Below are 26,244 nucleotides of genomic sequence, written 5' to 3'. Positions count from 1 at the left end.
TTCGAACCCGGACCCTCCCCACACTTATAACTTTTAATTAGTTACTTTCCAAGGCCTGCCGAATTATTTTCGTCCGAGAACTTGACTCCTTTGTCACTCTAAGCTCAAGCGCTATCGGAGCCATAAGTTCAAATTTTTCAGAGTTAAAAAGCGGGGAACCCATAATTTTAGCCTTCGCCAAAAGTGCCACGTACGCACTATAACCATTAGGGTGCGATTTCAGTATTTGACCAATCACCTTCTTAGTTAACGCATTAAGCATTTTCAAGGCAACGTCAATCTCACCTAAATTATACGCCACAACTGCAAAGTTGGATTTATATATATACTGCATCGGCGCCAAGTCAATAGCAGCCTGATAGCAACTCAACGACTGCTGCCTCAGACCTAACGCATTATTAATTAGCCCCCCAAGATTAAATATTTCAGCATTTTCAACACCAAGACTTTTCAAGCGTTCAAAATCTGTATTAGCCACTTCAAAAGAACCAGCTAGCCGTAATGACTGTAAAACCTCTTTAGCTGTCTGATATCCAAAGTGCCGTACTTTAGACTCAGATTTTCGACCATGATCAGACGCAGCAAACCTAGCAAACTCAATCGCATTGCTCGAGCTAAGATTATTCTCAATATCAGCAGCACAGAATACTCCAACCACCACTCCCAACTCTGGAAGCTCTGAAGAAATATGATTCGCCAAGTCGATAACTACGCTTTCAACATAAGCTTCTTTTGGTCCTGCGATGCCAATTGAACCACGATCAAGAACCTCAATAGACCTTGCAGCATTAAATCTACTTTGCGCCTCGCTGTACAATCTTGCAAGCGCAATATTCAGCGCGGCCGTGCCATACCTCTTTAAGTACGCACCTTCGCGCGAAAACCTTACTACTACAGCAAAGGGACTGCCCCCACTTCCTGAGTTGTGCTTAACAAACTCACGCAATGATTCAATATTATTTTTCTGAAGCACATCATTGGAGGCAGGATAATACTTAGAGGAACTTGGCAGCAAATGTCCAATACTGCCTGCTGGAATGGCCTCTAAATGTGAACCCGCCTCAATATTCACTGTCACTTCATTATCTGAAGAAATGAAAGCAAACGAAACCTCGGGCTGTGCATTAAAGACCGTAATTCTCGCGCTTTCGACTCGCGGATAAAATCCGAGAGTGCGTGTTGTACGACCGTCATTAACAAAAAACTTAGTCTTCCCGGTAAATGTAGGAGGAAAAACTTTAAACTCTTGACCCATCCCAACCCCTACATTAGAGCCTATATCAATTGCTGCAACTTTTGTATTCGCATCTAGCTCAATAACACGCCCACAGTTTGAAAGTATATCATCATAAAATATTACTTGATTTCTACCAGCAGCCTTTGCTCGATACAGCGCAGTATCCGATGCTTCTAGTAAACTTGAGACAGGATCAACAGCAATCGCGGAGTTTTCCACACCAGGCGCATATAAAGCCACACCTACGCTTGTCGTTATAATTCTATCCTGTATTGGCGGTGGAGAAAGAGCGGAAAGATCTTCACCTTTACTCAACCAAACCCACTCTCTCTCTGAGGGAAGTACTTCTTCAGAAATTTGGCTTTTAAATTCGTTGGCCCACTCTTCAATTTTTTCACGTAAGGCAAAAGATTCAATGAGAATGAGAAACTCCTCGCCAGACGGATGCCCAACGAATATATTTACATCTCCAGCCGACGCCTTACAAATTCTAGTAGCTACATCATCCAAGCGTCGCCCAAAAATCTTCAGAACTTGATCACCATACAAATGCCCCCACGTATCATTTACCTGTTTAAAAAAATCGATATCTAAAGCAAGCACCGCTAAAGATTTTGGTGACTCAGCATCTTGCGCTTCGGTCTCTGAAGACTCATCCCCATTGAAATCTTGTATTGACTGTAACAACCTTTCCTTAAAAGCTTCTTTTGCAAGTAGGAACGTCAATGGATTATGAGAGACTCTATACGCATTAAATGCACCTTCTCTTATTTTATCTATTTGCGGACCACACTTAATTTTTTTTGCGCTGCGAGGCACCTTAGCAAAGGTTAAAGAAACTACTATACTCAAATCGTCAAAAAAGAACCTTGCTGTTAGGCTTTTCGAAGCGTGATAAATAGCATTAGAAGCAGAAGCCTTCATCAACTCAGCTAAAACATCAACATTTGACTCTTCTAGTCCGTCAAGCCCGCACCATTTCAAGTCAAAAAAATAATGAACTGAGACACCAACACTTTCGCGACCAAACTCCTCCTTCAGCGCCTTTTCCAAATAATTCAATTTTTCTAGTTTCAATTTTATCCACCAATAGTCGCGCTAATAAATTTTAGTAGGCAGTTACAAAATTTAGATCTGTCAACCCTCATCAACAACCGACTGTCTTCAAGCGATATATCTTGCTAAACATGTTTTTTGAGATAATGGCCTAACGCTACTGCTTCAATGCTCGGTCGTCCACCCTCACGAACGAAAACTTTTCGCTAAAAGAGTCAGTCGATTCAATTTAGTGAGGTTCAGCGTGAGCGGGGTAGTAAGGTCGAGGCGGCAGCATTTTTCGTGCTTTGGGATGGTAACGATACTTTCTAGGTTGCCGGAAAGTGGTCTGCACGATACCCTCCCACCCGTCGCTGCCAATTCAGCGACCGGGTGTGGTAACCCGAGTTATTCAAGGCGCTACAGCGCCCCAATCACGTCATCAGGCGCTTTTTTTATGCCTGCGGCGTGAGTTATGGCGGCTGTGCGTGGGACGCCCTCGGGCGTGCCGGTTTCCTTGATTCCCGGTTTACCACCCTGCGCACAGCTGTCACCCATTCGTGTGGTAACGAACGTGGCAGCTCCTCATATCAAGGAGTTGGATAATGCGCAGTATCAATCCGTTTGAAATTTGGCTTTTCTCTCTATGCGATTCCCAATCGCGTGACGCCCTCCCCCATTGCCTCTCCATCCTCGGAGGTGGCCAATGACTGAACAATCTGAACTCAAAACTATCGGCCTGACGCCGGCGATCTACTGTGCGGATCAAGCGCTGTTTCATGTCACTCGCGGCGTTCCTCTTGGCGATGCGTTATCCATGGCCTCCGATTTTCTGTTCCTGGCCAAGACGCTCACTGAAGATGCTGCTTATGCCAGAGACACTGATCGTCATGCCTGGGCTGCGCATTATCTGACTTCGATGAGTAAGGCGTTGGTGGATGATGCGGTGAAGGTGCTGACTCGGGATCGGGTTTGTGCGCCGGTGTCCAAGCGGGCGGGAGCTAAGGCTGAGGGTTAGTGGTTAAGGCCTGTGGGGTGTGGGTGGTTTGGGATGGTGGTGGCTGATTCGGCATTTATGTTGGTTGGGCTGGCGCTATCGCGAGCAAGCTCGCTCCCACAGGGATTGCGGTGAGCTGACAGGCATTATTTGGCCCAACTGGGTGGGAGGCTTGCGATGGTGGCAGCTGATTCAGCATTGATGGTGACTGGGCTGGCGCTTTCGCGGGCAAGCCCGCTCCCACAGAGATTGCGGTGGGCTGATAGGCATTATTTGGCCTGAGTGGGTGAGTGTGCTGTGATTGTGGTGCACCATCAGCATTGATGGTGGTTGGGCTGGCGCCATCGCGAGCAGGCTCGCTCCCACAGGGGGCTTTGTGTGTTGAGTGGGATTGGGGATTAGCCCCGGGGTTTCGGGGCTTTTGATCGCTCGGGTTCGAAGTAAATGCTGGGGAATCGGTTTTTGGATTTCCGGCCTCCGGGTGCTTCCAGTGGGCTTGATCGTCACCTTCTCCACAGGCAATTCGCTGTGCATAACTCCAGCAACCTTCCCTCAGCCACGGCGCCTGATGCCGCATTCTTCTAGACTCAATACAAGGTCGTAGACAGAACCAAACACGTCGCTCTGGTGCAGCCGAATCAAGGGCCGCGTGGCAATCTGGCTTTTATGCCCCTATTGAGGCGCGGCGAAGACCGTGCCGGGCACAACAAGATGCCCGCTCAGGGTGCCCTGGCCGACGGTCTGTAGATGCCACGATACCGTGACGTGGTGTGAATGCCGCAGCCGACACTTTCGGACAACCGACAACCGCCTGGTTTGTCCGTGACCGTGAGGATTGCTGAATGCCTGATGAGATGTTGCACCTGCCTGTGGTCAACAGTCTGCTGGAGCGCCATAAGGGCACCCCGGGTGCGCTGTTGCCCATTCTTCATGATATTCAGGAGCGCATCGGTTATGTCCCCGATGCCGCCGTCCCCGAGATTGCCCATGCCCTCAACCTGAGCCAGGCCGAGGTTCGTGGGGTGATCAGTTTTTACCATGACTTCCGTACCGCGCCGCCTGCGCGGCATATTTTGCGACTGTGCCGGGCCGAGTCGTGCCAGAGCCGTGGTGCCGAGCAGCTTGCCGCGCAGTTGCGCGAGCGTCTGCAACTGGACGATCACGGCAGCAGCGCCGATGGCAGCATCAGTTTGCGGCCGGTGTATTGCCTTGGTGCCTGTGCCTGTTCGCCCGCGCTGGAGCTGGATGGTCGGGTGCATGCGCGGCTCAGTGCCGAGCGTCTGGATGCGTTGCTTGATGCTTGCCTGGAGGACGCGTGATGCCGGTTTTCTATGTGCCTGGTGATTCGGTGGCCCGTGCCGTGGGTGCCGAAGAAGTTGTGGTAGCGCTTATCACCCATGCCCGGGGACGCGTTGTGCCGCTGGAGATAAAACGCACCAGCTCGCGGGGCCTTTACTGGCTGGAACCACTGCTGGAAGTGGACACGCCGCAAGGCCGTTTCGGCTTCGGTCCGCTGACGGCTGCCGATGTGCCGTCTGTACTCGAAGCACTCAAAGGCGAGCCGTTTTCTCATCCGCTGGCCTTGGGCCTTGTGGAAGAGTTGCCTTATCTGAAGACTCAACAACGCCTGCTGTTCGCCCGCGCCGGCATCACCGAGCCGCTGGACCTCGATGCATATCGGGATCATGGCGGTTTCGAGGGTTTGAAAAAAGCCATCGCCATTGGTGGCGAACAGACTGCGACTGAGGTGTTTGATTCGGGCCTGCGTGGCCGTGGCGGTGCGGCTTTCCCCGCCGGGATCAAATGGCGCACTGTGCGCGCGACCGAAGCTGCGCAAAAGTACATCGTATGCAACGCCGACGAGGGCGACTCCGGCACTTTCGCTGACCGCATGTTGATGGAAGGCGACCCCTTCTTGCTGATCGAAGGCATGGCCATTGCCGGCCTGTGCGTCGGCGCCACCTACGGCTACATCTATGTGCGTTCGGAATATCCAGATGCCGTGACCATCCTGCGCAACGCGATTCAGATTGCCCGGTCGAACGGCTACCTCGGCGCCAATGTCGGCGGCAGTGGCCTGGCCTTCGACATGGAAGTGCGCGTCGGTGCCGGTGCCTACATCTGCGGTGAAGAAACCGCGCTGCTGGACTCACTCGAAGGCAAGCGCGGGATCGTCCGCGCCAAGCCACCGATTCCGGCGTTGCAGGGCTTGTTCGGCCTGCCGACCCTGGTGCACAACGTGCTGACCCTGGCCTCGGTGCCGCTGATTCTGGCCAAGGGTGCGCAGTTCTACCGCGATTACGGCATGGGCCGTTCCCTGGGCACCATGCCTTTCCAGCTGGCAGGCAATGTGCGTCGCGGCGGTCTGGTGGAACGGGCCTTTGGCCTGACCCTGCGGGAGCTGGTGGAAGACTACGGCGGCGGGACCGCCAGTGGCCGACCGCTGAAGGCTGCGCAGGTCGGCGGCCCATTAGGCGCCTGGGTGCCACCGGGACAATTCGATACGCCGCTGGATTACGAAGCCTTCACCGCCATCGGCGCGATGCTCGGTCACGGTGGTGTGGTGGTGGCTGACGACACCTTGGACATGGCCCGCATGGCGCGTTTCGCGATGCAGTTCTGCGCCGAGGAATCCTGTGGCAAATGCACCCCATGTCGCATCGGCTCGACCCGTGGCGTCGAGGTGATCGACCGTCTGCTGGCCGCGCCTGACCAGAACAGTCGCGATGCGCAGGTGATCATCCTCAAGGACCTGTGCGACACCCTGCAATACGGTTCGCTGTGCGCGTTGGGCGGCATGACGTCTTATCCCGTGGCCAGCGCCCTCAAGCACTTCCCCGCTGACTTCGGTCTGCAAGCCTCGGAGGCCGAGCAATGATCACTCTCTTCGACCCGAAAACAGACATTGACCTGGGTACTCCGGCCCGCGACAGCCAGGTGCAAGTCACCCTGAACATCGATGGCCGCAGCATCAGCGTGCCCGAAGGCACCTCGGTGATGCGCGCCGCTGCGCTGTTGGGCACCACCATTCCCAAACTCTGTGCCACCGACAGCCTGGAAGCCTTCGGCTCCTGCCGCATGTGCCTGGTGGAGATCGACGGCATGCGCGGTTATCCGGCGTCCTGCACCACGCCGGTCAGCGAAGGCATGAGCGTGCACACCCAGACGCCCAAGCTCGCGACGCTGCGGCGCAACGTCATGGAGCTGTACATTTCCGATCACCCGCTGGACTGCCTGACCTGCTCGGCCAACGGCAACTGCGAGCTGCAAACCGTGGCCGGTCAGGTCGGCCTGCGGGAAGTGCGTTACGGCTATGAGGGCGACAACCATCTGGCCGACGTCAAGGACACGTCCAACCCCTACTTCGACTACGACCCGAGCAAGTGCATCGTCTGCAACCGCTGCGTGCGCGCCTGCGAGGAAACCCAGGGCACCTTCGCCCTGACCATTACCGGGCGCGGTTTCGAATCCCGGGTGGCCGCTGCCGGCGGCGAGAACTTCCTCGACTCGGAATGCGTGTCCTGCGGCGCCTGTGTGCAAGCCTGCCCCACCGCGACCCTGATGGAAAGAAGCGTGGTCGAACTGGGTCAACCGGAACGCAGCGTGATCACCACCTGTGCCTATTGCGGGGTGGGTTGCTCTTTCCGCGCCGAGATGAAAGGCGACCAACTGGTACGCATGGTTCCGGACAAGAACGGCCAGGCCAACCACGGCCACTCTTGCGTCAAGGGGCGCTTTGCCTGGGGCTATGCGACCCACCCGGATCGCATCACCAAGCCGATGATCCGCAAAAACATCAGCGACCCGTGGCAGGAAGTCAGCTGGGATGAAGCAGTGACCTACGCCGCCAGCGAATTCCGTCGGCTGCAGCAACAATATGGCCGTGACTCCATTGGTGGCATCACCTCCAGCCGTTGCACCAACGAAGAAACCTATCTGGTGCAAAAACTGGTGCGCGCTGCCTTCGGCAACAACAACGTCGACACCTGTGCGCGGGTCTGCCACTCGCCGACCGGCTATGGCCTGAAGCAAACGCTGGGCGAGTCCGCCGGCACCCAGAGTTTCGACTCGGTGATGCAGGCCGACGTGATCCTGGTGATGGGCGCCAACCCCAGCGACGCGCACCCGGTGTTCGCCTCCCAACTCAAACGCCGCCTGCGTGAAGGCGCGCGGCTGATTGTCATCGACCCGCGCCGCATTGATCTGGTGGATACGGTGCATGCCCGCGCCGAGTATCACCTGGCCCTGCGCCCCGGTACCAACGTCGCCATGCTCAATGCGCTGGCTCACGTGATTGTCACTGAAGGACTGCTCAACCAGGCCTTTATCGACGCCCGTTGCGAGGGCCGCGATTTCGCGATCTGGAGTGAGTTCGTCAGCCGTGCGGAAAACTCGCCGGAAGCCCTTGGCCCTGTCTGCGGCGTACCCGCTGCCGACATCCGTGCCGCTGCACGCCTGTATGCCACCGGTGGCAATGCGGCGATCTACTACGGTTTGGGCGTCACCGAACACAGCCAGGGCAGCACCTCGGTGATGGGCATCGCCAACCTGGCCATGGCCACCGGCAACATCGGCCGCGAAGGCGTGGGCGTGAACCCGTTGCGGGGGCAGAACAACGTTCAGGGCTCCTGCGACATGGGCTCCTTCCCCCATGAACTACCTGGCTACCGGCACATCTCCAACGAGGTGGTACGGGCGCAGTTCGAACAGGCCTGGAACGTCACCCTGCAACCCGACCCGGGCCTGCGCATTCCCAACATGTTCGAGTCGGCCCTGGCCGGCAGTTTCAAGGGCCTGTATTGCCAGGGCGAAGACATCGCCCAGAGCGATCCGAACACCCAGCACGTCACCGCAGCCCTGTCGGCGATGGAGTGCGTGGTGGTGCAGGACATTTTCCTCAACGAAACCGCCAAGTTCGCCCATGTGTTCCTGCCGGGCTGCTCGTTCCTGGAAAAAGACGGCACCTTCACCAACGCCGAGCGACGTATCTCCCGGGTGCGCAAGGTCATGGATCCGCTGGGCGGCAAGGCCGACTGGGAAGGCACGGTGGCCCTGGCCAATGCCTTGGGCTACCCGATGAATTACCAGCATCCATCGCAAATCATGGATGAGATCGCCAGCCTGACGCCGACCTTCACCAACGTCAGCTACGCCGAACTGGATCGCCACGGCAGTCTGCAATGGCCGTGCAACGCCGAGGCACCGGACGGCACGCCGACCATGCACATCGAAGAATTTGTGCGCGGCAAGGGGCGCTTCATGCTCACCGGCTACGTGCCCACCGAGGAGAAGGTCAACAGTCGCTACCCGCTGCTGCTGACCACCGGGCGCATCCTCAGCCAGTACAACGTCGGCGCCCAGACCCGGCGCACCGAAAACGTCGCCTGGCATGACGAAGACCGCCTGGAAATCCACCCGACCGACGCCGAGAGCCGTGGCATCAACGAAGGTGACTGGGTCGGCATCGGCAGCCGCGCCGGGCAGACCGTGCTGCGTGCGCGGATTACCGAACGGGTCGCCCCGGGCGTGGTGTACACCACCTTCCACTTCCCGGAATCGGGCGCCAACGTGATCACCACCGACAACTCCGACTGGGCCACCAACTGTCCGGAGTACAAGGTCACCGCCGTGGAAGTCAGCCGCGTCTACCACCCTTCGGAGTGGCAAAAGCGCTTCCAGGAATTCAGCGATGAACAGCATCGTCTGCTGAAGGAACGTCGGCACCCTGAGAAAGCCGAGGTGCGCAAATGAGTACTGACAACCTGATCAAGATGGCCAACCAGATCGCCCAGTACTTCGCCAACCAGCCGGACCAGCAACAGGCGGTGCTCAGCGTGCGCAATCATATGCAGATGTACTGGGCGCCGAGCATGCGCAAGGAACTGCTGGCCTGGCAGACGGAGCACCAGGGGGCGGACTTGCACCCGCTGGTGCAGGCGGCGGTGACTGGGGCGGGTTGGGAGGCTTAGTCTGGAGGATCCCGATTGAATAACTGTGGGAGCGGGCTTGCTCGCGAAGGCGTCAGTTCAGGCGACATCGATGTTGAATGTACTGGCCTCTTCGCGAGCAAGCCCGCTCCCACAGGGGGTTGTGTGTTGGCTTCACACGGTTGACCTCCCCTACTCTTCCTTCTGCCGTGACGCCGTCACGGTCACTTCAATCGCCCGGACACTGATCGCCGCGAATGTCGCGGTCATCAGTACGCCGTTGAAACCCAGCAGGATCGCCAGCACCCGTGAAACGCCCAGTTTGGGCACCAACTCTCCGTAGCCGATGGTCAGCCCCGTCACGAAGGCGAAGTAGACACCATCAAAAGGCCCCCACCCTTCCAGCTGGGCGATGATGAGGCCAAACGCAACGATCACTAACAGCAGGATCGAGAAGATCGGCCACACCACTTTGAAATAGAACCAGACGGCTTTGTAGAACTCTTTGCGGACGTTTGATGCACGGGCGAGGTTCATGGCGTGGGCTTCCTTGGGTCTGACTGGCCGGCTTTTGAATGCGCGGCGGTTCAATACCCCGTTCAGCTTGGCACAAGCGCTGAAAACTGCGACCGACGGGGCGTTATCTTTGCCGAGGACTATGACAAAGATGACGCCCCGCAAACTATCCAGAAACAGCCCACTGTTGAATTTGTTGCAGGAGCGAGCCTGCTCGCTCCTGCAACAACAGTGGCAGGTTTACCCCTCAGTTCGCTTCAGTTTCCCGGATCAGCTTCTTGTTGATCTTGCCGACGCTGGTCTTGGGGATTTCGGCGACGAACTTGAACTGCTTTGGGATCGCCCACTTGTTGATGCGCCCGCCGTCGACGAAGGCTTGCAAATGCACCTCCAGGATCTTGCGGTCGAGGTATTGCCCCGGCTCGCACACGACCATGGCCATCGGGCGTTCACCCCATTGTTCGTCGGCAATGCCCACCACGGCGACGGACATCACGCCCGGGTGTTCGCTGATCAGGCTTTCCAGTTCCAGTGAGCTGATCCACTCGCCGCCGGTCTTGATCACGTCCTTGATGCGATCCTTGATTTCCACGCCGCCCAGCTTGTCGATCGAGGCCATGTCGCCGGTGTGCAGCCAGCCGTTGTGCCACAGCTCCGCGCCTTTGTCCGGGGCTTTCAGATAGCCCTGGGTCAGCCATGGTGCGCGCACCACGATCTCGCCCAGGGACTCGCCGTCATGGGCCACATCGTTGCCGTCGGCGTCGATGATCTTCAGGTCGACCATCGGCACCGGCGTGCCGGTCTTGATGCGGATCGGCAGTTGCGCTTCGGCGGACAGCTGCAGGTCTTCGTCACGCAGGTACGTCAGGCACAGCAACGGGCAGGTCTCGGACATGCCGTAGCCGGCGTGCACCACCATGCCTTTGGCGTTGGCTTCGCTGGCCACGCCCAGGGTCAGCGCGCTGCCGCCCAAGAGCATTTTCCAGCCGTCGAAACGGGTCGCCTTGCCTTCTTCACAGTTGAGGATCATCTGCAAAATGGTCGGCACGCAGTGGGAGAAGGTCACCTTCTCTTCGCGGTACAGCTTGACCAGGCTGTTGGGCTCGTAGCGGCCGGGGTAGACCTGCTTGATGCCCATCAGGGTCGCGACATACGGCACGCCCCACGCATGCACGTGGAACATCGGCGTGATCGGCATGTACACGTCGTCGGAGCGCAGCAGCGGCTGGCCCTGATAGACGCCCAGGGTGCCGACGGCATTCAGGGTGTGCAGCACCAGTTGCCGGTGGCTGAAGTACACGCCTTTCGGGTCGCCGGTGGTGCCGGTGGTGTAGAACAGCGTGGCGACCGAGTTCTCGTCGAAATCGGGGAAGTCGTACTGGTCCGGGGCCAGGGACAGCAGGTGCTCGTATTCGCCCAGCACCGGTAGCGAGGTGGTGGTCGCCTCGTCATCGGTGAGCTGCAGGTAACCTTTTACGGTTTCCAGCCGACCGTGGATCTGCTCGACCAGGGGCAGGAAATCATCATGCACCAGCACCAGGTCATCCTCGGCGTGGTTCATGGTGAACAGCACCTGCTCCGGCGACAGGCGAATGTTCACGGTGTGCAGCACCGCGCCGATCATCGGCACGGCGAAGAAGCATTCCAGGTAACGGTGGCTGTCCCAGTCGAGCAGGGCCACGGTGTCACCGGCCTTGACCCCGGCCGCCGTCAGCGCATTGGCCAGGCGGCGAATACGCTTGTTGAGGGTCTGGTAGCTGTAGCGCAGCTTGTCGGCGTAGACGATTTCCCGGCCTGGCTGGTAGCGCACGCCGGACAGCAGCAATTGCTTGATCAGCAAGGGATAGGCATAGGCGCCGTCGGCGGGCGGAATTATTTTTGTCGCCATCATGTTTAAGGTTCCTTGTCCTTTCGATCAGAACTGATCGGCTTGCAGCTCGTAGAGGCAGTCGCTGCCGGCCTTGGCCGATGCGCTCAACGAGTGGATACGCGGCAGCAACCGGGCGAAGTAGAAACGCGCGGTGGCCAGTTTGCTGGTGTAGAAATCGTCCTCGGCATCGCCGCTCATGACGGCCTTGGCCATACGCGCCCACATGTAGGCGTACGCGGTGTAGCCGAATACATGCAGGTACTCGACCGAGGCCGCGCCGATTTCGTTCGGGTTGTTTTGTGCCCGGTCCAGCAGCCACGCGGTCAGGTCGTCGAGGGTGTCGACGGCGGCGTTCAACGGCTGGGTGAACTCGCCGAGGTCCGCGCAGGCTGTGGCGGTGAAGTTGCGGATCTCCGAAGCGAACAGACGGTAGAGCGCCCCGCCGCTGCCGACGATCTTGCGTCCGGCCAGGTCCAGCGACTGGATGCCGTTGGTGCCTTCGTAGATCTGGGTGATGCGCACGTCGCGCACCAGTTGCTCCTGGCCCCACTCACGGATGTAGCCGTGGCCGCCAAAGACCTGCTGGCCGAGGATGGTGGTTTCCAGGCCCATGTCGGTGAGGAAGGCCTTGGCCACCGGGGTCAGCAGCGATACCAGATCCTGCGCGCGCTGGCGCGTCGGGGCGTCTTCGCTGTACTTGGCGATGTCCAGTTGCAGGGCCACGTAGCTGGAGAACGCACGGCCGCCTTCGTTCAAGGCTTTCATGGTCAACAGCATGCGGCGCACGTCCGGGTGCACGATAATCGGGTCGGCCGCTTTGTCCTTGTGCCGCGCGCCGGTCGGCGCGCGGCTTTGCAGGCGGTCACGGGCGTAGGCGACGGCGTTCTGGTACGAACGCTCACCCTGTGCCAGGCCTTGAATGCCCACGCCCAGACGCTCGTAGTTCATCATGGTGAACATGGCCGCCAGGCCTTTATTCGGTGCGTCGACGATCCAGCCGGTGGCGCCGTCGAAGTTCATCACGCAGGTGGCGGAGGCCTTGATGCCCATCTTGTGTTCGATGGAGCCGCAGGACAGCGCGTTGTTTTCACCCAGCGAGCCGTCGGCGTTGACCAGCACTTTCGGCACCAGGAACAGCGAGATGCCTTTCGGCCCGGCCGGTGCATCGGGCAGGCGCGCCAGTACCAGATGGATGATGTTTTCCGTGAGGTCGTGCTCGCCACCGGTGATGAAAATCTTGCTGCCGCTGATGGTGTAGCTGCCGTCAGCCTGGGGTGCGGCCTTGGTGCGGATCAGGCCCAGGTCGGTACCGGAATGGGCTTCGGTCAGGCACATCGAACCGGTCCAGATGCCGGCGTACATGTTCGGCAAATAGGTGGCTTTCAGCTCTTCGCTGGCGTGGGCTTTGATCGACAGGCAGGCGCCAGCGGTCAGCATCGGGTACAGGCCGAACGACAGGCTGGCCGAGTTGACCATCTCTTCGACCTGGGCCGAAATCGCCTTGGGCATGCCCATGCCGCCGTACTGCGGATCACCGCCGACACCCACCCAACCGCCTTCGGCGAAGGCTTGATAGGCCTGAGCAAAACCGTCCGGGGCGGTGACCGCGCCGTCGTTCCAGGTGCAGCCCTGTTCGTCGCTGGCGCGGTTCAGTGGTGCGATCACTTCGCCGCTGATCTTGCCGGCCTCTTCGAGGATGGCGGCGGCGGTCTCTTCATCGATCACGTCGGCCAGGCCGGGCAATTGTGCCCAGAGCCGGGACACCTGGAAAACCTCGTTGAGTACGAAGCGCATGTCGCGCAGGGGAGCTTTGTAATCAGACATCTTGGCTTACTCGGAAGTGGTCACGGCATGCGACATGCCGGGACGTTCAGTGGATTCAGTGATTTCGGTTGCCGCGACAGAACCAGGCTGAGGAGCCCGTTCGCGCAGCAGGAAGTAGGACAGGGCCGGAATCAGGATCAGCGCGCCGAGCATGTTCCACAGGAACATGAAGGTCAGCAGGATGCCCATGTCGGACTGGAACTTGATCGGCGACCAGACCCAGCACACCACCCCGGCAGCCAGGGTGATGCCCACCAGCCCGACCACGCGGCCGGTGAAGGACACGGCGTTGCGGTAGGCCTGGGACAGCGGCAAGCCCTGACGCTGGAAGTGCAATTGCACACTGAGCAGATACAAGGCGTAGTCCACGCCGATGCCCACGCCGAGGGCGATCACCGGCAGGGTCGCGACTTTCACGCCGATGCCCATGGCCACCATCAAGGCTTCGCAGAGGATCGAGGTCAGCACCAGCGGCAACAGCGCCACCAGCGTGGCGCGCCAGCTGCGGAAGGTGATCAGGCAGAACAGCGTCACCGCCGCATACACGTACAGCAGCATGGTGCGGTTGGCTTCGCGGACCACGATGTTGGTCGCGGCTTCAATACCGGCAGTACCGGCGGCGAGCAGGAACTGGCGATCCGCGGTGCTGTTTTCCTTGGCGAACTTGTCGGCAATCGCCACCACGGCATCCAGGGTTTCGGCCTTGTGATCCTTGAGGAAGGTGATCACCGGCATCAGCGAGCAGTCGGTGTTGAACAGCTCCGGGGAGTTGACCGAGGCTTGCTGGGCGGCGTAGTTGAGCACGTCCTGGTTGCGCTGGATGCTATTGAGCTTTGGGTTGCCTTCGTAGGTGCCGGCGGTGATCTGGCGTACCGCGTTGACCAAGGACGCGGTCGCCTGCACGCCCGGATACTGTTGCAGCTCCCAGGCCAGGCGGTCGGCGAGCACCAGGGTCTTGTAGTTCAGGCAGCCTTCCGGCGCGGTCTTGATCATCACCGCGAACAGGTCGCTGGACAGCGCGTAATGCTGGGTGATGTAGGCGTTGTCGCGGTTGTAGCGCGAGTCGGCGCGCAACTCCGGCGCCCCGCTTTCCAGGTCGCCGATCTTCAGGTTCAGGCTGACCATGAAACCGCCAATGCCCATCAACACCGCGACCAGAACCGCGCCCGTGGCCCACTTGGCGGTGGTGAAGCGATCGAGCGCGTCCCACAGTTTGCCGAAGCCTTTGTGCTTCTCTGCGCGGTTGTCGATCTTCAGCGCACGCTCGGCGGCTTTCGCGCCCACACCGACATAGGACAGTGCCACCGGCATCAGCAACAGCGAGGTGAAGATCAGTACCGCGACACCGATGCTGGCGGTGATTGCCAGGTCCTGGATCACCGGGATATCGATCAGCATCAACACGGCGAAGCCCACGGCGTCGGCCAGCAGCGCGGTGACACCGGCGATGAACAGACGGCGGAAGGTGTAGCGCGCAGCAATCAGTTTATGGGTGCCACGGGCGATGTCCTGCATGATGCCGTTCATCTTCTGCGCCGCGTGGGACACGCCGATGGCGAAGATCAGGAACGGCACCAGCACCGAGTACGGATCGATGGCGTAGCCGAGCCAGGCGACGATGCCCAGTTGCCAGACCACCGCGATCAGCGAGCAGCCGACCACCAGCAAGGTGCTGCGCACGCAACGGGTGTAGCCGTAAATGATGATCAGCGAAGTGACCACGGCCAGGCCGAAGAACATCATCACCTGGATCAGGCCGTCGATCAGGTCGCCCATGAGTTTGGCGAAGCCGATTACCCGCACCTTGTAATGGCCGGTGCCTTCGACCCCGGATTTACGCGCAGCGCTGTCGCCGGCGTATTCGATCTTGTCGCGCAACTGCTCTTCGAGCATCTGCGAGAAGGCGTGGTAGTTGATGCGCTGGCCACCGGCGGCGGCTTTGTCCATCAGCGGCACGATCAGCATGGTCGACTTGAAGTCGCTGGCCACCAGGCTGCCGACGAGGCCAGCGCGGGAGATGTTCTGGCGCAGCTGTTCGATCTGTTCAGGCTGTCCCGAATAGGTGTCGGGCATCACCGGGCCACCCTGGAAACCGTCCTCGGTGACTTCGGTCCAGCGCACGGCCGGGCTCCACAGCGACTTCATCCACGCACGGTCGACGCCTTCGGTGAGGAACAGTTGGTCGTTGACCTGTTTGAGCACATCGAGGTATTCGGGGTCGAAAATATCGCCCTGGGTGTTCTCGACCACCACCCGCACCGAGTTGCCCAGGCCGCGCAGCGAAGCGCGGTTTTCCAGGAAGTTCTGGATGTAGGGCTGGCTCTGGGGAATCATTTTTTCGAAGCTTGGGCGCAACTCCAGGCGAGTCACGGCCATGAAGCCCAGCACCACGGTGGCGAGCGCCATCAGCAGCATGAACAGCGGGCGGTAGTTGAACACCAGCCGCTCGAGGAGGTTGCCGGAGCGCTGGTCGAAATCCCGCAGGTCGCGAATCACCGGCATGGCGTCTTGTTTGATATTGCCCATGTCTGGGTTCTCGCTCTTAGGGTTCGAGGGCTGGATCGACGGACAGCGTCCGGGCACCACGGCTGCCGGCCAGCACCAAGGCGCCAGCGGCGGACTGGGTGGCGCCGGCGACCGGGGTCGGTGCCGGTTGCTGCTTCAGATGCAACTGCGCGCCCGTCCCTTGGCTGACCAGCATCTGCCCGCCCTGGGTGAACAGGCGATAATTGCCACGGGCGTCGATCAGGCCCGCGGTGATGCTGACGTGCAGGCCGGTGTCCAGCGCAGTCCAGCTCTGGCCGCCGTCGGTGCTGCGCAACACGTTGCCGCGCAGACCGTAGATCAGCACTTCGCCGGGCTTGCCGAGCACGCCGAAAAAGCTGCCTTGATAAGGCGTCGGCACGGCATTGAAGCGTTGGGCGCTGTCGTCCCACTTGAGCAACAGGCCTTGCTCGCCAGCGATGTACACACCGTCGCCGGTGGAGGCGATGGCGTTGAGATGGAAACCCTGGGGGTTGTCGGTGCGGTCCTGGAATGGCGTCCAGGTCAGGCCACCGTCGTCGGTGCGCAGGATCAGGTTGAACACGCCGACCACGTAGCCGGTCTTGTCGTTGGCGAACCAGACGCCGAGCAGCGGTTTGTCCGCGCCCTGATCGGCTAGTCGTTGGCCTTCCATAGCCAACTGGGGCCATTGCTCATTGCCCGGTTCGGCGCTGGCCAGCGCCGTGTAATGCTTGACCAGCAAGGCGCCGATCTGACGACCGTCGAGTTGCTTTTGCCAGGTCGCGCCGGCGTCGCTGCTGTGCAGCACCACGCCGTCATTACCCACCGCCCAGCCTTGGGTGGTGGTCGGAAAATTCACCGCAGTGAGGTCGGCACTGGCCGGTACGACGGCCTGTTGCCAGTGGTTTCCCGAATCGTCGGAAAACAGAATATGGCCACGCTGGCCGACGGTAATCACCCGCCCACCGGCGCGGGTCATGCCGGACAACGGGCTGTTGATGGCCAAGGCACTGACCCTGGCGGGCAGGTCCAGCACATCGACGTAATCGGCCGCCTGGGCGATGCCCTGCGACAGGCCGAGCACAACGCCAAACGCCAGCTGCAAAATATTATTTTTATACGAACACATACTGCGTCCTCTTCGGAAAACCGCGCCGGGACACACATCGGTGTGCCTGACGTTCAAACCTGGCACCGTGCAGGTCATGCCGTTGTAGGAGCGAGCTTGCTCGCGATGGACTAGAGGGCGACGCGGGTATCCAGAAAACACGCGTTATCGTTCACGTCCATCGCGAGCAAGCTCGCTCCTACATTGCGGTTGGCTTAGCGAATACCGGCGCCGGCCAGGGATTCCGAAGACCACTGGGCCTTGGAGAGCGGCTCGATGTACTTGATGCCGCCGTAAGGGCCGACTACACCGTTGATGTTGTAGGAACCGCCGACCAGGTCGTAGATCATGAACGGCGTGGAGTCCGGAACCTGCTTGTCGTAGCTCTGGCTCAGGAAGGCAAAGGAACCGCGATAGAGCTGACCACGAGCGTCATATTGATCCGAGGCCAAAGCGGTCCAGCTGTCTTCGTCGAGGTAGAAGCGGCGCTTCTGGTAGATGTGACGGGCACCGGCCTTGAGGTTGCCTTCGACGACCCAGACGCGGTGTTTTTCCCAGCGTACGAAGTCAGGTGACAGGTGATTGGCGGTGGTCAGCGACTTCGGATCCTGCACGTAGGTCAGCTTGTAGGTGTTGTAAGGCACGATCATTTCCTGCTTGCCGACCAGTTTCCAGTCGTAGCGATCCAGTGCACCGTTGAACACGAACACGTCATCGTAAGTGCCTGCACCGGCGGTACCCGGGTTTGGCGTGTCGTAAGCCAGGCTCGGCGCCAGTTTCACTCGACGCTGCCCCGGCAAGTACTGCCAGGCGCGACGCGGTTGCTGCAACGGGTTGGCGGCGTCCTTGAGCATGATCGCCTCGCCGGCGCGGCGCGCTGGGCCGGTGTATGCCAGCTTCATCTGGTAGTACACGTCGGCGCTGCTGATCGGCTGCGAGAGGTTTTCATAGATCGGGTAGGAGATGTTCGCTTGCCCGGTGGTCGCCAGGCTAGGAACGCCGGCCGAGTCAACGTTCCAGGAGTCGTACTTGGAGCTGATGCTGACGCCTTGGTAGCGCAACAGGAAGTTCCACATCGCTTCGTTGCCCGACTGCGGAATCGGGAACGGAATGCCCGGCAGCACGTTGTCGATGGCCAGGCCACCTTCCAGGGACTTGGCGCCGCTGGCGTTCTTCACGCCGTTATCCAGAATCGCTTGAGGCAGCGACACGGTGCGGTGGGTCGGGAACACGTCGACACGGAAAGTAGGGAAACGCTTGGCCAGTTCTACCGTGGTCGCCGTGAGCATGCCCTTGTACTGATCGACGTTCTTGCCGTCGATCACCAGCACAGGTTTTTCACTGGCAAACGGATCCGGGCGCATGCTGTCGCCGGCCTTGAAGCTGGCCGGCGGCGTGGTCAAGCCACCGTTGTAGGCAGGAATGGAACCATCAGCGTTCCCGGCTTTTTCAGCCCCTACCTGTGTCAGGCTGGTGCCCAGCTTGGCAGCTTCCTGGGTTGAAACAGCAGCCTGTGCCTGAGCGGCGAAGACCATGGCCAGCGAAGCGGCCAACACGGTTTTTACAAATTTCATCTTGTTATTCTCCTGCTTGCATTGAGCAAATCAGTGGTGAATCAGAATGTAGTTTTCATCGTCAGGTACACGGCGCCACGGTCCTCAGTCGTGGCACCACCTCCGGAGAAGGACGAGTAGCCGCCGGCGTAGCAGGCGTAGTTTTCGTTGCCGCTAAAGGCGTTCGGGGTGGAGCCGTCACCACCGGTTGGGCCGGTGCTCACACCACTCTTGTTGCACTTGTCGGTTTCGCCGAAAGAGTCCACGTACTTCAGGTCGACAAAATATTTGTTGTACACAATGGCGCCCACGCCGACGGCATAGTTGCCGGTGTCCTTGGCACCGCCACCGGAGACCGGCGACACACCGTCGAGACCGACGTTGACGGACATCGGCGCGTTAAGATCGACACCCGGGAATACCTGGTACCAGGTCGGTGTGAAGTTGACGGCCAGACCCCAGTTGTCACGGGTCGGCGCGTCGATACCGCGATAGCTGCTCTTGCCTTTGTAGAGCGCCTCGTTTTCGCTATCGAGCTTGAGCAGGTTGCTGTAGTACAGCTCGGCAAGCACGGTGGCCTGATCGAACACCGGCGTTTTCGGCAGGGTCATCAGACCGTTGATCGTCCAGTGCAGGGTGTCACCGGTGGCGCTCATGCTGTCGCCGCGGCTCGGGGTGTCATAGACCACACCGGTGGCGTCCGTACGTGCAGGCAGCAGACCAAGCCCTTGACCCAGGCCCAGCGGGCTGCGGGTACTGACGATCGCCGGGATACTGGCCAGCGGCATGTTGTGACGAACGTTCAGGTCCGAACCCACGCTGATTCCACCCACGTCCTTGGACAAGCTCAGGCCAACGATCTTGATGTTGTCGGCATAGGCCAGTTGATAGGTGGCGGTGTCCAGCGAATTGAGGGTGTTGATCACCGCAGGCACTTGCCCTGCCGGACGGGTGCCGTTTGGGTTGGCCGAGGTAATGCCCCTGGCGTCCAGCCAGGCTTGCGGCAGGATTTCCGAAGTTTCGCGGTAGTAAACGCCGAGGGTGCCATCCAGCCAGGCCGGCGACCATTTGGCCATGACGCCCCAGTCGCCGCTGTCATGCGGGGTCAGGTCCTTGCCACGACGCACATTGGTCAAGGCGTTGCACGGCGCCAGGCCACAACCCAGCGGGCTGCCCGGTACCACGGCGTTGGTGTTGCCCAACAGGAACGATTGCGCGCCGAAGCCGACCAGGTCGGAACCACCGTAATAGGTACCCGCTTCCGGCAGACGCGCGGCATCCCAATTCAGGAAGTACTGGGCACCCACGGTCAGCTCGGGATTGATGGTGAACGACATCGACAACTGGTTACGCGGAACGAACAGTTCCTTGGCTTCGGTACCCGGCGACGCGGCAAGCTTGGCCAGGTCGAGGCCGGACTGGCCATAGCTGACCGAGTGCACCGGATTGAGAATGGTCTCGCCCCAGAACACGTTGTGCTGACCGGCCTTGGCGCTGAACATCGACTCCTCGCCCACTTCGGTGCTGTAGAACACGAAGGCATCGAGGATTTCGCCCGAAGGACCGCTGTAGTAGCGCTGGGCATAATTGCTCAGGTGCGAACTGCCGTTGCCGACGTTGTCACGGGTGACCCCTGCCAGTCGCGGGTCGTTGGCGATCAGGCCCGAGGTCGATCCATTGCCGTTGACGAACGGGTTGGAGTTGGAACCGGTGTTTTCATAGGCCTTGTCGTACCAGCTGGCGGCGCTGACGCGAAAGCCCATGGCGTTCTTGTAGACCACATCCATCTCGGTCAACAGGTCGATACGGTTGGTGATGTTGGTACCGGCCTTGCGGAAGTTGTAGTCGCCGTCGTTGTTGTTCGGCGTTCCCAACATGCGCTTGTCGGCGCTTTCGGTGCGCACGCCGTAGTTGTACTTGATGGTGTTATCCACCCGTACGTTCCAGTCCGGATTCCCCGTCTCGATCTCGGCCGCATGGGCCACAGGTACCGTTGCCGCAAGAATGGCTGAGGCCAGCAAGGTGCAGCGTGGAGCGGTGAAGCCGTGACTCTTATTGTTGTGCATTGCGTTGTCTCCGCCTTTTTGTCTTTGTTTTAAGCGCAGCCGCCCTCGCACAAACCTCTTCGGGTTTGCGTTTAAGGAATGAGGGCAAATGCCGGTTGGCGTACTGCCAGTCCAGCTCCTTGTACTAGCGATCCAGCTCCAGGATGAGTGCTTCAGCTTGTTGCCAGTGGCCAAATCCTGCGGCCGGATTGAGATGGCCGACATCGCCCAGATTGAGCAATTCGGCGCCCCAGCCTTCTGCCATGCGGGTGACCGCAGCAAGACTGGCCAGGTGATCGTTGGTGCTGCCGGCCACGATGCTGCGAAATGGCAGCGAGCCTTGTGGCAGAGGATTCCAGCCCTGGTTACGCAGGGTTTCGGACGATGGATAGTTTGCCGGCCAGACCGCATCGAGGTCCGGTGGCGCGGCCAGCAAAGCGCCCTTGATCGGACGGCTGTAGTGCGCCGCCCAGTGCGCGACCATCAGCACGCCGGCACTGTGGGCCACCAGAATCACGGGCCCGTCGATTTGTTCGAGTTCGTGTTGAATCGCCCGCACACGGGCCATGCAATCGAGCTTGTCGGTCTCCAGCGGCGCAACACTGCGCACGTTGCTCAGCCTGGCGGCAAGCAATGTTTGCCAATGTTCGGCCACGTGCTCGCGCAGACCTGGGACGATCAGAACGGTGGCGGCAGTTTGCAGTTTGTCCACGGTCAACACCTTCGCTTTCTCGATAACTCGACTGGCTGTTTTCGCCAGGGGCTTTTTGTAGGGTCGACATTAAAGAGCGCCCACCCGAAGCGCTTTACATTGGACGTCATGCACTTTTCTTTTGATGACAAATTGTCGGACACTTGGACAGCGCGACCACTGGTCGAAAAATCCCGCAGGTTGGCGCAAGGTCACTGTAATCAACGGATGAGCGCTGATGGCTCCATGCAGCGTAGAGGATGGGTGACCGGACAGCGTGAATTCCATCAACGACATGACAACTGTTCAACTGTTGATACGCTGGATATAGTCGCCACGCTCACGCCAATCGCCATCGGCCCAGGGAAGACTTTGCATGACCAAGCTTGTTCGCGCCGCCGTCTTGACCAACTACCTGGAGGTCACCCAGTACCTGGGTTTCAACCCGCGCGACGTGCTGGCCGCTGTCGGCCTGAGCAGGGCCCAACTGCAAGCCCCTGAACACCGTATCCAGATCGATGCCGCTGTGCGCTTGCTGGAAGACTCGGCCACCGCCAGCGGCTGCCAGACCTTCGGCCTGAGCATGGCCGAGTCGCGCCAGCTCTCGGACTTCGGCGTGGTCAGCCTGCTGCTCAGCCACCAGCGCACCCTGCGCGATGCCTTGCAGGTCGTGGTGGATTACCGGCACCTGATGAATGACTCGCTGGCCATCTTCATTGAGGAGGCCGGCAAGATGGTGATCATTCGCGAAGAGGTGGTCACCGAATCGCCGATGCCCAGCCGCCAGGCCACGGAGCTGGCCATCGGCGTGATGTTCCGGCTGTGCTCGGCCCTGCTGGGCTCACACTGGCATCCCTACAGCGTCAACTTCATGCACCAGCCGCCGGACAACCTGCACCTGCACCGCCGCCTGTTCGGCTGCAACCTGGAGTTCGGCAGCGAGTTCAACGGCATCGTTTGCCCTGACATCAGCCTCGACATGACCAACCCCAACGCCGACCCGGCCATGGCCCGCTACGCCCAGGGCTACCTCGACTCGCTGCAGAACCACGAAGGCGCCTCGATGCTGTTCGAGGTGCGCAAGGCCATCTACCTGCTGCTGCCCATGGGGCGCGCCACCATCGAGCAGGTGGCCCAGAGCCAGGGCATGAACGTGCGCACCCTGCAGCGCCGCCTCAAGGACGACAGCTGCGCCTTCAACGACGTGATCAACGACGTGCGCCGCGACCTGGTGCTGCGTTACCTGGACAACCCGAACTACTCCCTCAGCCGCATTGCCGACATGCTCGGCTACTCCATGGCAAGTTCGTTTACCCGCTGGTTCATCAGCCAGTTCGGCATGCCGCCGGCGACGTGGCGCGCGCAGAAACAAACCACTGGCAAACCCCTCGCCGGCCCGAAAGAACCCTGAATCGACAGGGCAAAAAAAAACGGCGACTGCCGGGGGCAGTCGCCGCGAAAGACCGGTGTTTGTAGCACCGGTCTGGAGCCCCACGGCATGAGGAGTCAACGCCGTGCAGCCCTGCCATAAAACGTAAGGGTGTAACGCGTTCAGAGCCCCCAGCGCAGCAGCAAGAGCACCAGCACCACCAGGAACACCGTCTCCCCGACCATCAGCAGAATCGGCTTGATCCCGACCGCCGCCAGCTCCCTGAGCCGGGTCTTCATGCCCAGGGCACTGATGGAAATCACCAGGCACCAGCGCGACAGTTCGTTGACCGATCCTTGCACCGCAGGCGCTATCCATCCGGTGCTGTTGATGCAGGCCAGAATCAGAAAGCCGACGGCGAACCACGGCAACAGCGGCGGGCGCTTGCCGGTCGGGTCGGCGCCTTGCATGCGGGTAATCATCGCCGCGGTGACGATCACCGGCAGCAGCATGGCAACGCGCATCAGCTTGACCACCGTGGCCGTGTCACCGGTCTCGGTCGACATGCTGTAGCCGGCACCGACCACCTGGGCCACGTCGTGGATCGTGGCGCCTAGAAACACGCCGGCTACCTGCGGCGACAACTCCAGCCAGTTGGCGATCATCGGATAGACGATCATCGCCAGAGTCGACAGCGCCGACACGCCAATGACCGTGAACAGTGTGGCGCGCTCTTTCTGCGGATGGTTCGGCAGCGCCGCTGCCAGTGCCAGGGCCGCCGAGGCGCCGCAGATGGCCGTCGCGCCGCCGGTGAGCATGCCGAACAGGCGCTGAAAGCCCAGGGCCTTGGCGGCGATCACAGATACGCTGATGGTCACTACCACCAGGATCACCACCAGCGCTATCGGCTTCCAGCCCAGCGCGGCCATTTGTTCCAGGGTAATGCGCATGCCCAGCAGCGCCACGCCGATGCGCAGCACCGTGCGGGCGGTGAACTCGATACCGGCCTTGCAGGGGCCGTCGTCGGCGAGAAAATTCAGGGCCATGCCCAGCAGCAAGGCAAACAGCATGACCGGCGCACCGTAGTGCTCGGACAGGAACGACGCGGCGGCCGCGACAATCAGACTGACGATAAACCCCGGTGCCAGTTCGCGCGTGCGACTGTGGATACGGGTGAGAGCAATGGCGCTCATGGCGCGGACTCCTCGGATGCGATAACGATAAACGCCTGGCCGTCGATGATCTCGACCGGGTAGTTGGTGACTTTGACCAGGGTAGAATTGAGCAGGTAGCCGCTGTGCAAATCGAAGCGCAGGCCATGGGCGCAGCATTGAATCACCCGCCCCTCTAGACGCCCGCCACACAACGAGGCGCCCTGATGCGGGCAGCTATCGTCGATGGCAAATAGCTGCCCGTCGACGTTGAACAACGCCAGGCTTTTATCTTCGAACTCGAACAGCGCCCGGCCACCGGCCTGCGGGTGCTTGCCGGCTGGCACGGGAATGCGCCGGGTCATGCTGGCTGCCGCTCGTGCTCACTTTCCTTGAGGGCTTCGTTCATGGCCGCGAGCAGCGCCTGTGCAGGTTGTGCGCCGATCACCGTCAGGCGGTTGTCGAACTTGAAGCTCGGCACGCCACTGGTCGCGCCGGGGGATCCTGCAAACGGCGTGGCATCGCCCTTCAGGCAATCGAGCACCCCGTCCGGGGCGACGCCGCAGGAGCGGGCAATGGCCAGCAAGGTCTCACGGCAACCGAGGTTTTCACGTCTCAGGAAATAAGCGGCGAACAGTCGTTCGAGCAACATTTCACACTGGCTGGCATTGCCCAGTGCGCTGGCACGCTCGAACAAACGATGGGCGTCCGCGGTGTTGGGCATCGTCTCGATACGGCTGAGGTCGATGGCCAGTCCAACCGCCCCGGCAGCCTGCTGTACCTGTTTCTGGCGCATGGTCATTGCGTCGGCATTGCCCAGGCGCTTGCGGTAGAAATCGGCGAAGGGTTCACCTTCTACCGGTATCTGGGGCAGCAACTGCACGCCGTGCCACACCGTGGTGATCTGCACATCCGGGTGACGGCTGCGAAACTGCACCTGCGCATGCTCCAGTTGGCGTTTGCCGATCAGGCACCAGGGGCAGATAAAATCGAAAAACACATCAATACGTAAACGACGACTCACAACTTCACCTCTATCCCGGCTTCACTGACAGGGTCAGGCACGCTCTGACCCTGAAGGCGGGCAATATCTTTGTGGTAATGACACTTGGCATAAAAGAACACCGCCGCCGCCGCGAGGCTGACCAGTGGTACCAGTTGAAACGCGGCATGCAGACCGATGAGGTCCGACACCCGGCCGGTGATGAACGGCCCCGGCGCCAGTCCCAGCATGTTGTTGGCCAATGTCAGCGTGGCGAAGGCGGTGCCGTGGACCGAGTAATGGGTCAGGTTGGCAACCATCGCGCCAGCGGGGCCGGTGGTGCCAGCGGCAATCAGCATGCCCAGGCAGATCAGCGCCAGCTGCAAAGGCCCCGCCGATAGCGCGAACGCCGCCGACAGCAACAGGCAGCTGCCCAGGCAAAAAGCGATGGCCAGGCTGACCTTGCGCTCCGGCGAGTTGCGACACAGCCGATCGCTGAGCATGCCGCACAGGATCATCCCGGCACCGCTGCACAGGACGATGATCGCGGCCAAGCCGCCCGCCTTGCCCGTGGGCATGTCGTAGTAGCGATTGAGGTAGCTCGGTATCCACACTATCACCGTGCCGCCGACGAACAGCTGCAAGCCGCTGCCGATGTAGGTCGCCACCACCGAACGGCTGGACCACAACGTAGACAACGGACGCTTGACCGCTGCCACCTTGTTCGCCAGCTGGGCTGCACGCTTGGGCGCAATGCGCGCTTCCTTGACGATGAGCGGATAAAGCATCGCCAGCACCAGGCCAAACAACGACATGCCGGCGAACGACCAGCGCCAGCCCAGCTTGGCGGCAATCGCACCGCCCAAAGCCATGCCCAACACCGAACCGAACATCCCGCCAGCCATGAAGGCACTGGCCAGGGTGGCGCGCATGTGTTTGGGGAACACCGAGATCACCACGGCGATGCCCACGCTGCCGTAGGCGGCTTCGCCGACGCCGACCATGAATCGCGCAATGAACATCTGCTGGTAGTCCTGGGCCAGCGCGCAACCCAGGGTCGCCACGCTCCACAGGAACGCCATCAGCGCCAGGCTCTTGACCCGGCCGAAACGGTCGGCCAGCAACGACAGGGGAAACGTCAGCAGGCCGACCATCAGGGCAACGATGCCGCTGAGCAGACCCAGCTGTCCGTCGCTCAACGCCCACTCGGTCTTGAGCAACGGGAATACCGCGTTCAGTACCTGACGCGACATGTAATCGGAAATCAACAGGCCGAACGTCAAGGCAAAGACGATCCAGGCATATTGGCGCGCAACGCCGACTCCGCCGGAGTCGTCATCGTCAGCGGCGATTGGGTGAAAGGCCATGCAGCCTCCTCAAGAGCTTTGTTTTATTTTTGTTATCAAGCGTGTAACGGTCAGGCGGACGAGAGGT

The 26,244-nt window shown here is 60.1% G+C and carries 19 protein-coding genes; 6 read left to right on the top strand and 13 right to left on the bottom strand.

The annotated features are described in order from the left end of the window. Window positions 1–37: 37 nt before the first annotated feature. A complete protein-coding gene (locus AC3IP0_RS04825; protein WP_489326762.1) occupies window positions 38–2,314 on the bottom strand; it encodes a diguanylate cyclase in 2,277 nt (758 codons plus the stop codon). A gap of 664 nt (window positions 2,315–2,978) precedes the next feature. Here AC3IP0_RS04825 and AC3IP0_RS04820 point away from each other — a divergent pair. The 5 genes from AC3IP0_RS04820 (at window position 2,979) to AC3IP0_RS04800 (ending at window position 9,238) form a co-directional block, all read left to right on the top strand. Beyond that, entirely contained in the window at window positions 2,979–3,290 is a 312-nt protein-coding gene (locus AC3IP0_RS04820) for a DUF3077 domain-containing protein (protein ID WP_489326760.1), read from the top strand. An 821-nt stretch (window positions 3,291–4,111) separates the two neighbouring features. Then, window positions 4,112–4,588, top strand: coding sequence for a formate dehydrogenase subunit gamma (locus AC3IP0_RS04815; protein WP_489318458.1), 477 nt, complete (start codon window positions 4,112–4,114; stop codon window positions 4,586–4,588). After that, window positions 4,588–6,147, top strand: coding sequence for a formate dehydrogenase beta subunit (locus tag AC3IP0_RS04810; RefSeq protein WP_489326758.1), 1,560 nt, complete (start codon window positions 4,588–4,590; stop codon window positions 6,145–6,147). The genes AC3IP0_RS04815 and AC3IP0_RS04810 overlap by 1 nt, the downstream gene beginning before the upstream one ends. Continuing rightward, on the top strand, window positions 6,144–9,020 hold the full coding sequence (fdhF, locus tag AC3IP0_RS04805) for a formate dehydrogenase subunit alpha (RefSeq protein ID WP_489326757.1): 2,877 nt from the start codon (window positions 6,144–6,146) through the stop codon (window positions 9,018–9,020). The genes AC3IP0_RS04810 and fdhF overlap by 4 nt, the downstream gene beginning before the upstream one ends. Next, a complete protein-coding gene (locus tag AC3IP0_RS04800) occupies window positions 9,017–9,238 on the top strand; it encodes a formate dehydrogenase subunit delta (protein WP_489326755.1) in 222 nt (73 codons plus the stop codon). Before fdhF ends, AC3IP0_RS04800 begins: the two co-directional genes overlap by 4 nt. A gap of 150 nt (window positions 9,239–9,388) precedes the next feature. Here the strand turns inward: AC3IP0_RS04800 and AC3IP0_RS04795 are convergent, their stop codons facing one another. The 8 genes from AC3IP0_RS04795 to AC3IP0_RS04760 form a co-directional block, all read right to left on the bottom strand. Next, window positions 9,389–9,733, bottom strand: coding sequence for a potassium channel family protein (locus AC3IP0_RS04795; RefSeq protein ID WP_489326754.1), 345 nt, complete (start codon window positions 9,731–9,733; stop codon window positions 9,389–9,391). A gap of 226 nt (window positions 9,734–9,959) precedes the next feature. After that, a complete protein-coding gene (locus AC3IP0_RS04790; RefSeq protein WP_489326752.1) occupies window positions 9,960–11,603 on the bottom strand; it encodes a fatty acid--CoA ligase in 1,644 nt (547 codons plus the stop codon). 24 nt (window positions 11,604–11,627) lie between these two features. After that, entirely contained in the window at window positions 11,628–13,406 is a 1,779-nt protein-coding gene (locus tag AC3IP0_RS04785; protein WP_489326751.1) for an acyl-CoA dehydrogenase C-terminal domain-containing protein, read from the bottom strand. 6 nt (window positions 13,407–13,412) lie between these two features. After that, window positions 13,413–15,932 carry an efflux RND transporter permease subunit gene (locus tag AC3IP0_RS04780; RefSeq protein WP_489326750.1) on the bottom strand — a complete coding sequence of 840 codons (2,520 nt, stop codon included), beginning with the start codon at window positions 15,930–15,932 and terminating at the stop codon, window positions 13,413–13,415. Window positions 15,933–15,948: 16 nt separating this feature from the next. Further along, the gene (locus AC3IP0_RS04775) at window positions 15,949–17,040 is read right to left on the bottom strand and encodes a WD40/YVTN/BNR-like repeat-containing protein (RefSeq protein ID WP_489318451.1); all 1,092 of its coding nucleotides are present in this window, start codon (window positions 17,038–17,040) and stop codon (window positions 15,949–15,951) included. 194 nt (window positions 17,041–17,234) lie between these two features. Beyond that, complete coding sequence (locus AC3IP0_RS04770) at window positions 17,235–18,593, bottom strand: DUF1329 domain-containing protein (RefSeq protein WP_057716322.1); 1,359 nt, start codon at window positions 18,591–18,593, stop codon at window positions 17,235–17,237. Between the two features lie 41 nt (window positions 18,594–18,634). Then, window positions 18,635–20,638 carry a DUF1302 domain-containing protein gene (locus AC3IP0_RS04765; RefSeq protein ID WP_489326749.1) on the bottom strand — a complete coding sequence of 668 codons (2,004 nt, stop codon included), beginning with the start codon at window positions 20,636–20,638 and terminating at the stop codon, window positions 18,635–18,637. A gap of 124 nt (window positions 20,639–20,762) precedes the next feature. Further along, window positions 20,763–21,329: an RBBP9/YdeN family alpha/beta hydrolase gene (locus AC3IP0_RS04760; protein WP_489318449.1), complete on the bottom strand. Its 567-nt coding sequence runs from the start codon at window positions 21,327–21,329 to the stop codon at window positions 20,763–20,765. Window positions 21,330–21,684: 355 nt separating this feature from the next. Here AC3IP0_RS04760 and AC3IP0_RS04755 point away from each other — a divergent pair, with 355 nt between their 5' ends. After that, complete coding sequence (locus AC3IP0_RS04755) at window positions 21,685–22,719, top strand: AraC family transcriptional regulator (protein ID WP_489318448.1); 1,035 nt, start codon at window positions 21,685–21,687, stop codon at window positions 22,717–22,719. Between the two features lie 140 nt (window positions 22,720–22,859). Here AC3IP0_RS04755 and AC3IP0_RS04750 read toward each other — a convergent pair whose 3' ends face one another. The 4 genes from AC3IP0_RS04750 to AC3IP0_RS04735 are packed head-to-tail and all read right to left on the bottom strand — an operon-like array spanning window position 22,860 to window position 26,177. Then, window positions 22,860–23,870: a YeiH family protein gene (locus AC3IP0_RS04750; protein ID WP_095944496.1), complete on the bottom strand. Its 1,011-nt coding sequence runs from the start codon at window positions 23,868–23,870 to the stop codon at window positions 22,860–22,862. Beyond that, on the bottom strand, window positions 23,867–24,193 hold the full coding sequence (locus AC3IP0_RS04745; RefSeq protein ID WP_489318447.1) for a Rieske (2Fe-2S) protein: 327 nt from the start codon (window positions 24,191–24,193) through the stop codon (window positions 23,867–23,869). The genes AC3IP0_RS04750 and AC3IP0_RS04745 overlap by 4 nt, the downstream gene beginning before the upstream one ends. After that, the gene (locus AC3IP0_RS04740; protein WP_489318446.1) at window positions 24,190–24,852 is read right to left on the bottom strand and encodes a DsbA family oxidoreductase; all 663 of its coding nucleotides are present in this window, start codon (window positions 24,850–24,852) and stop codon (window positions 24,190–24,192) included. The genes AC3IP0_RS04745 and AC3IP0_RS04740 overlap by 4 nt, the downstream gene beginning before the upstream one ends. Beyond that, entirely contained in the window at window positions 24,849–26,177 is a 1,329-nt protein-coding gene (locus AC3IP0_RS04735; RefSeq protein WP_489318445.1) for an MFS transporter, read from the bottom strand. The genes AC3IP0_RS04740 and AC3IP0_RS04735 overlap by 4 nt, the downstream gene beginning before the upstream one ends. Window positions 26,178–26,244: the final 67 nt, after the last annotated feature.

The sequence above is a fragment of the Pseudomonas sp. GL_103 genome, assembly GCF_057835175.1.
This window is presented reverse-complemented; position numbering and strand designations above follow the sequence as displayed.

Bases quoted from the DNA above. Each gene is read 5' to 3' on its own strand.
- AC3IP0_RS04800 (WP_489326755.1), top strand. From the start codon at position 9,017: ATGAGTACTGACAACCTGATCAAGATGGCCAACCAGATCGCCCAGTAC.
- fdhF (WP_489326757.1), top strand. From the start codon at position 6,144: ATGATCACTCTCTTCGACCCGAAAACAGACATTGACCTGGGTACTCCG.
- AC3IP0_RS04820 (WP_489326760.1), top strand. From the start codon at position 2,979: ATGACTGAACAATCTGAACTCAAAACTATCGGCCTGACGCCGGCGATC.
- AC3IP0_RS04745 (WP_489318447.1), bottom strand. From the start codon at position 24,193: ATGACCCGGCGCATTCCCGTGCCAGCCGGCAAGCACCCGCAGGCCGGT.
- AC3IP0_RS04815 (WP_489318458.1), top strand. From the start codon at position 4,112: ATGCCTGATGAGATGTTGCACCTGCCTGTGGTCAACAGTCTGCTGGAG.
- AC3IP0_RS04765 (WP_489326749.1), bottom strand. From the start codon at position 20,638: ATGCACAACAATAAGAGTCACGGCTTCACCGCTCCACGCTGCACCTTG.
- AC3IP0_RS04790 (WP_489326752.1), bottom strand. From the start codon at position 11,603: ATGATGGCGACAAAAATAATTCCGCCCGCCGACGGCGCCTATGCCTAT.
- AC3IP0_RS04810 (WP_489326758.1), top strand. From the start codon at position 4,588: ATGCCGGTTTTCTATGTGCCTGGTGATTCGGTGGCCCGTGCCGTGGGT.
- AC3IP0_RS04735 (WP_489318445.1), bottom strand. From the start codon at position 26,177: ATGGCCTTTCACCCAATCGCCGCTGACGATGACGACTCCGGCGGAGTC.
- AC3IP0_RS04795 (WP_489326754.1), bottom strand. From the start codon at position 9,733: ATGAACCTCGCCCGTGCATCAAACGTCCGCAAAGAGTTCTACAAAGCC.
- AC3IP0_RS04785 (WP_489326751.1), bottom strand. From the start codon at position 13,406: ATGTCTGATTACAAAGCTCCCCTGCGCGACATGCGCTTCGTACTCAAC.
- AC3IP0_RS04770 (WP_057716322.1), bottom strand. From the start codon at position 18,593: ATGAAATTTGTAAAAACCGTGTTGGCCGCTTCGCTGGCCATGGTCTTC.
- AC3IP0_RS04775 (WP_489318451.1), bottom strand. From the start codon at position 17,040: ATGTGTTCGTATAAAAATAATATTTTGCAGCTGGCGTTTGGCGTTGTG.
- AC3IP0_RS04750 (WP_095944496.1), bottom strand. From the start codon at position 23,870: ATGAGCGCCATTGCTCTCACCCGTATCCACAGTCGCACGCGCGAACTG.
- AC3IP0_RS04755 (WP_489318448.1), top strand. From the start codon at position 21,685: ATGACCAAGCTTGTTCGCGCCGCCGTCTTGACCAACTACCTGGAGGTC.
- AC3IP0_RS04780 (WP_489326750.1), bottom strand. From the start codon at position 15,932: ATGGGCAATATCAAACAAGACGCCATGCCGGTGATTCGCGACCTGCGG.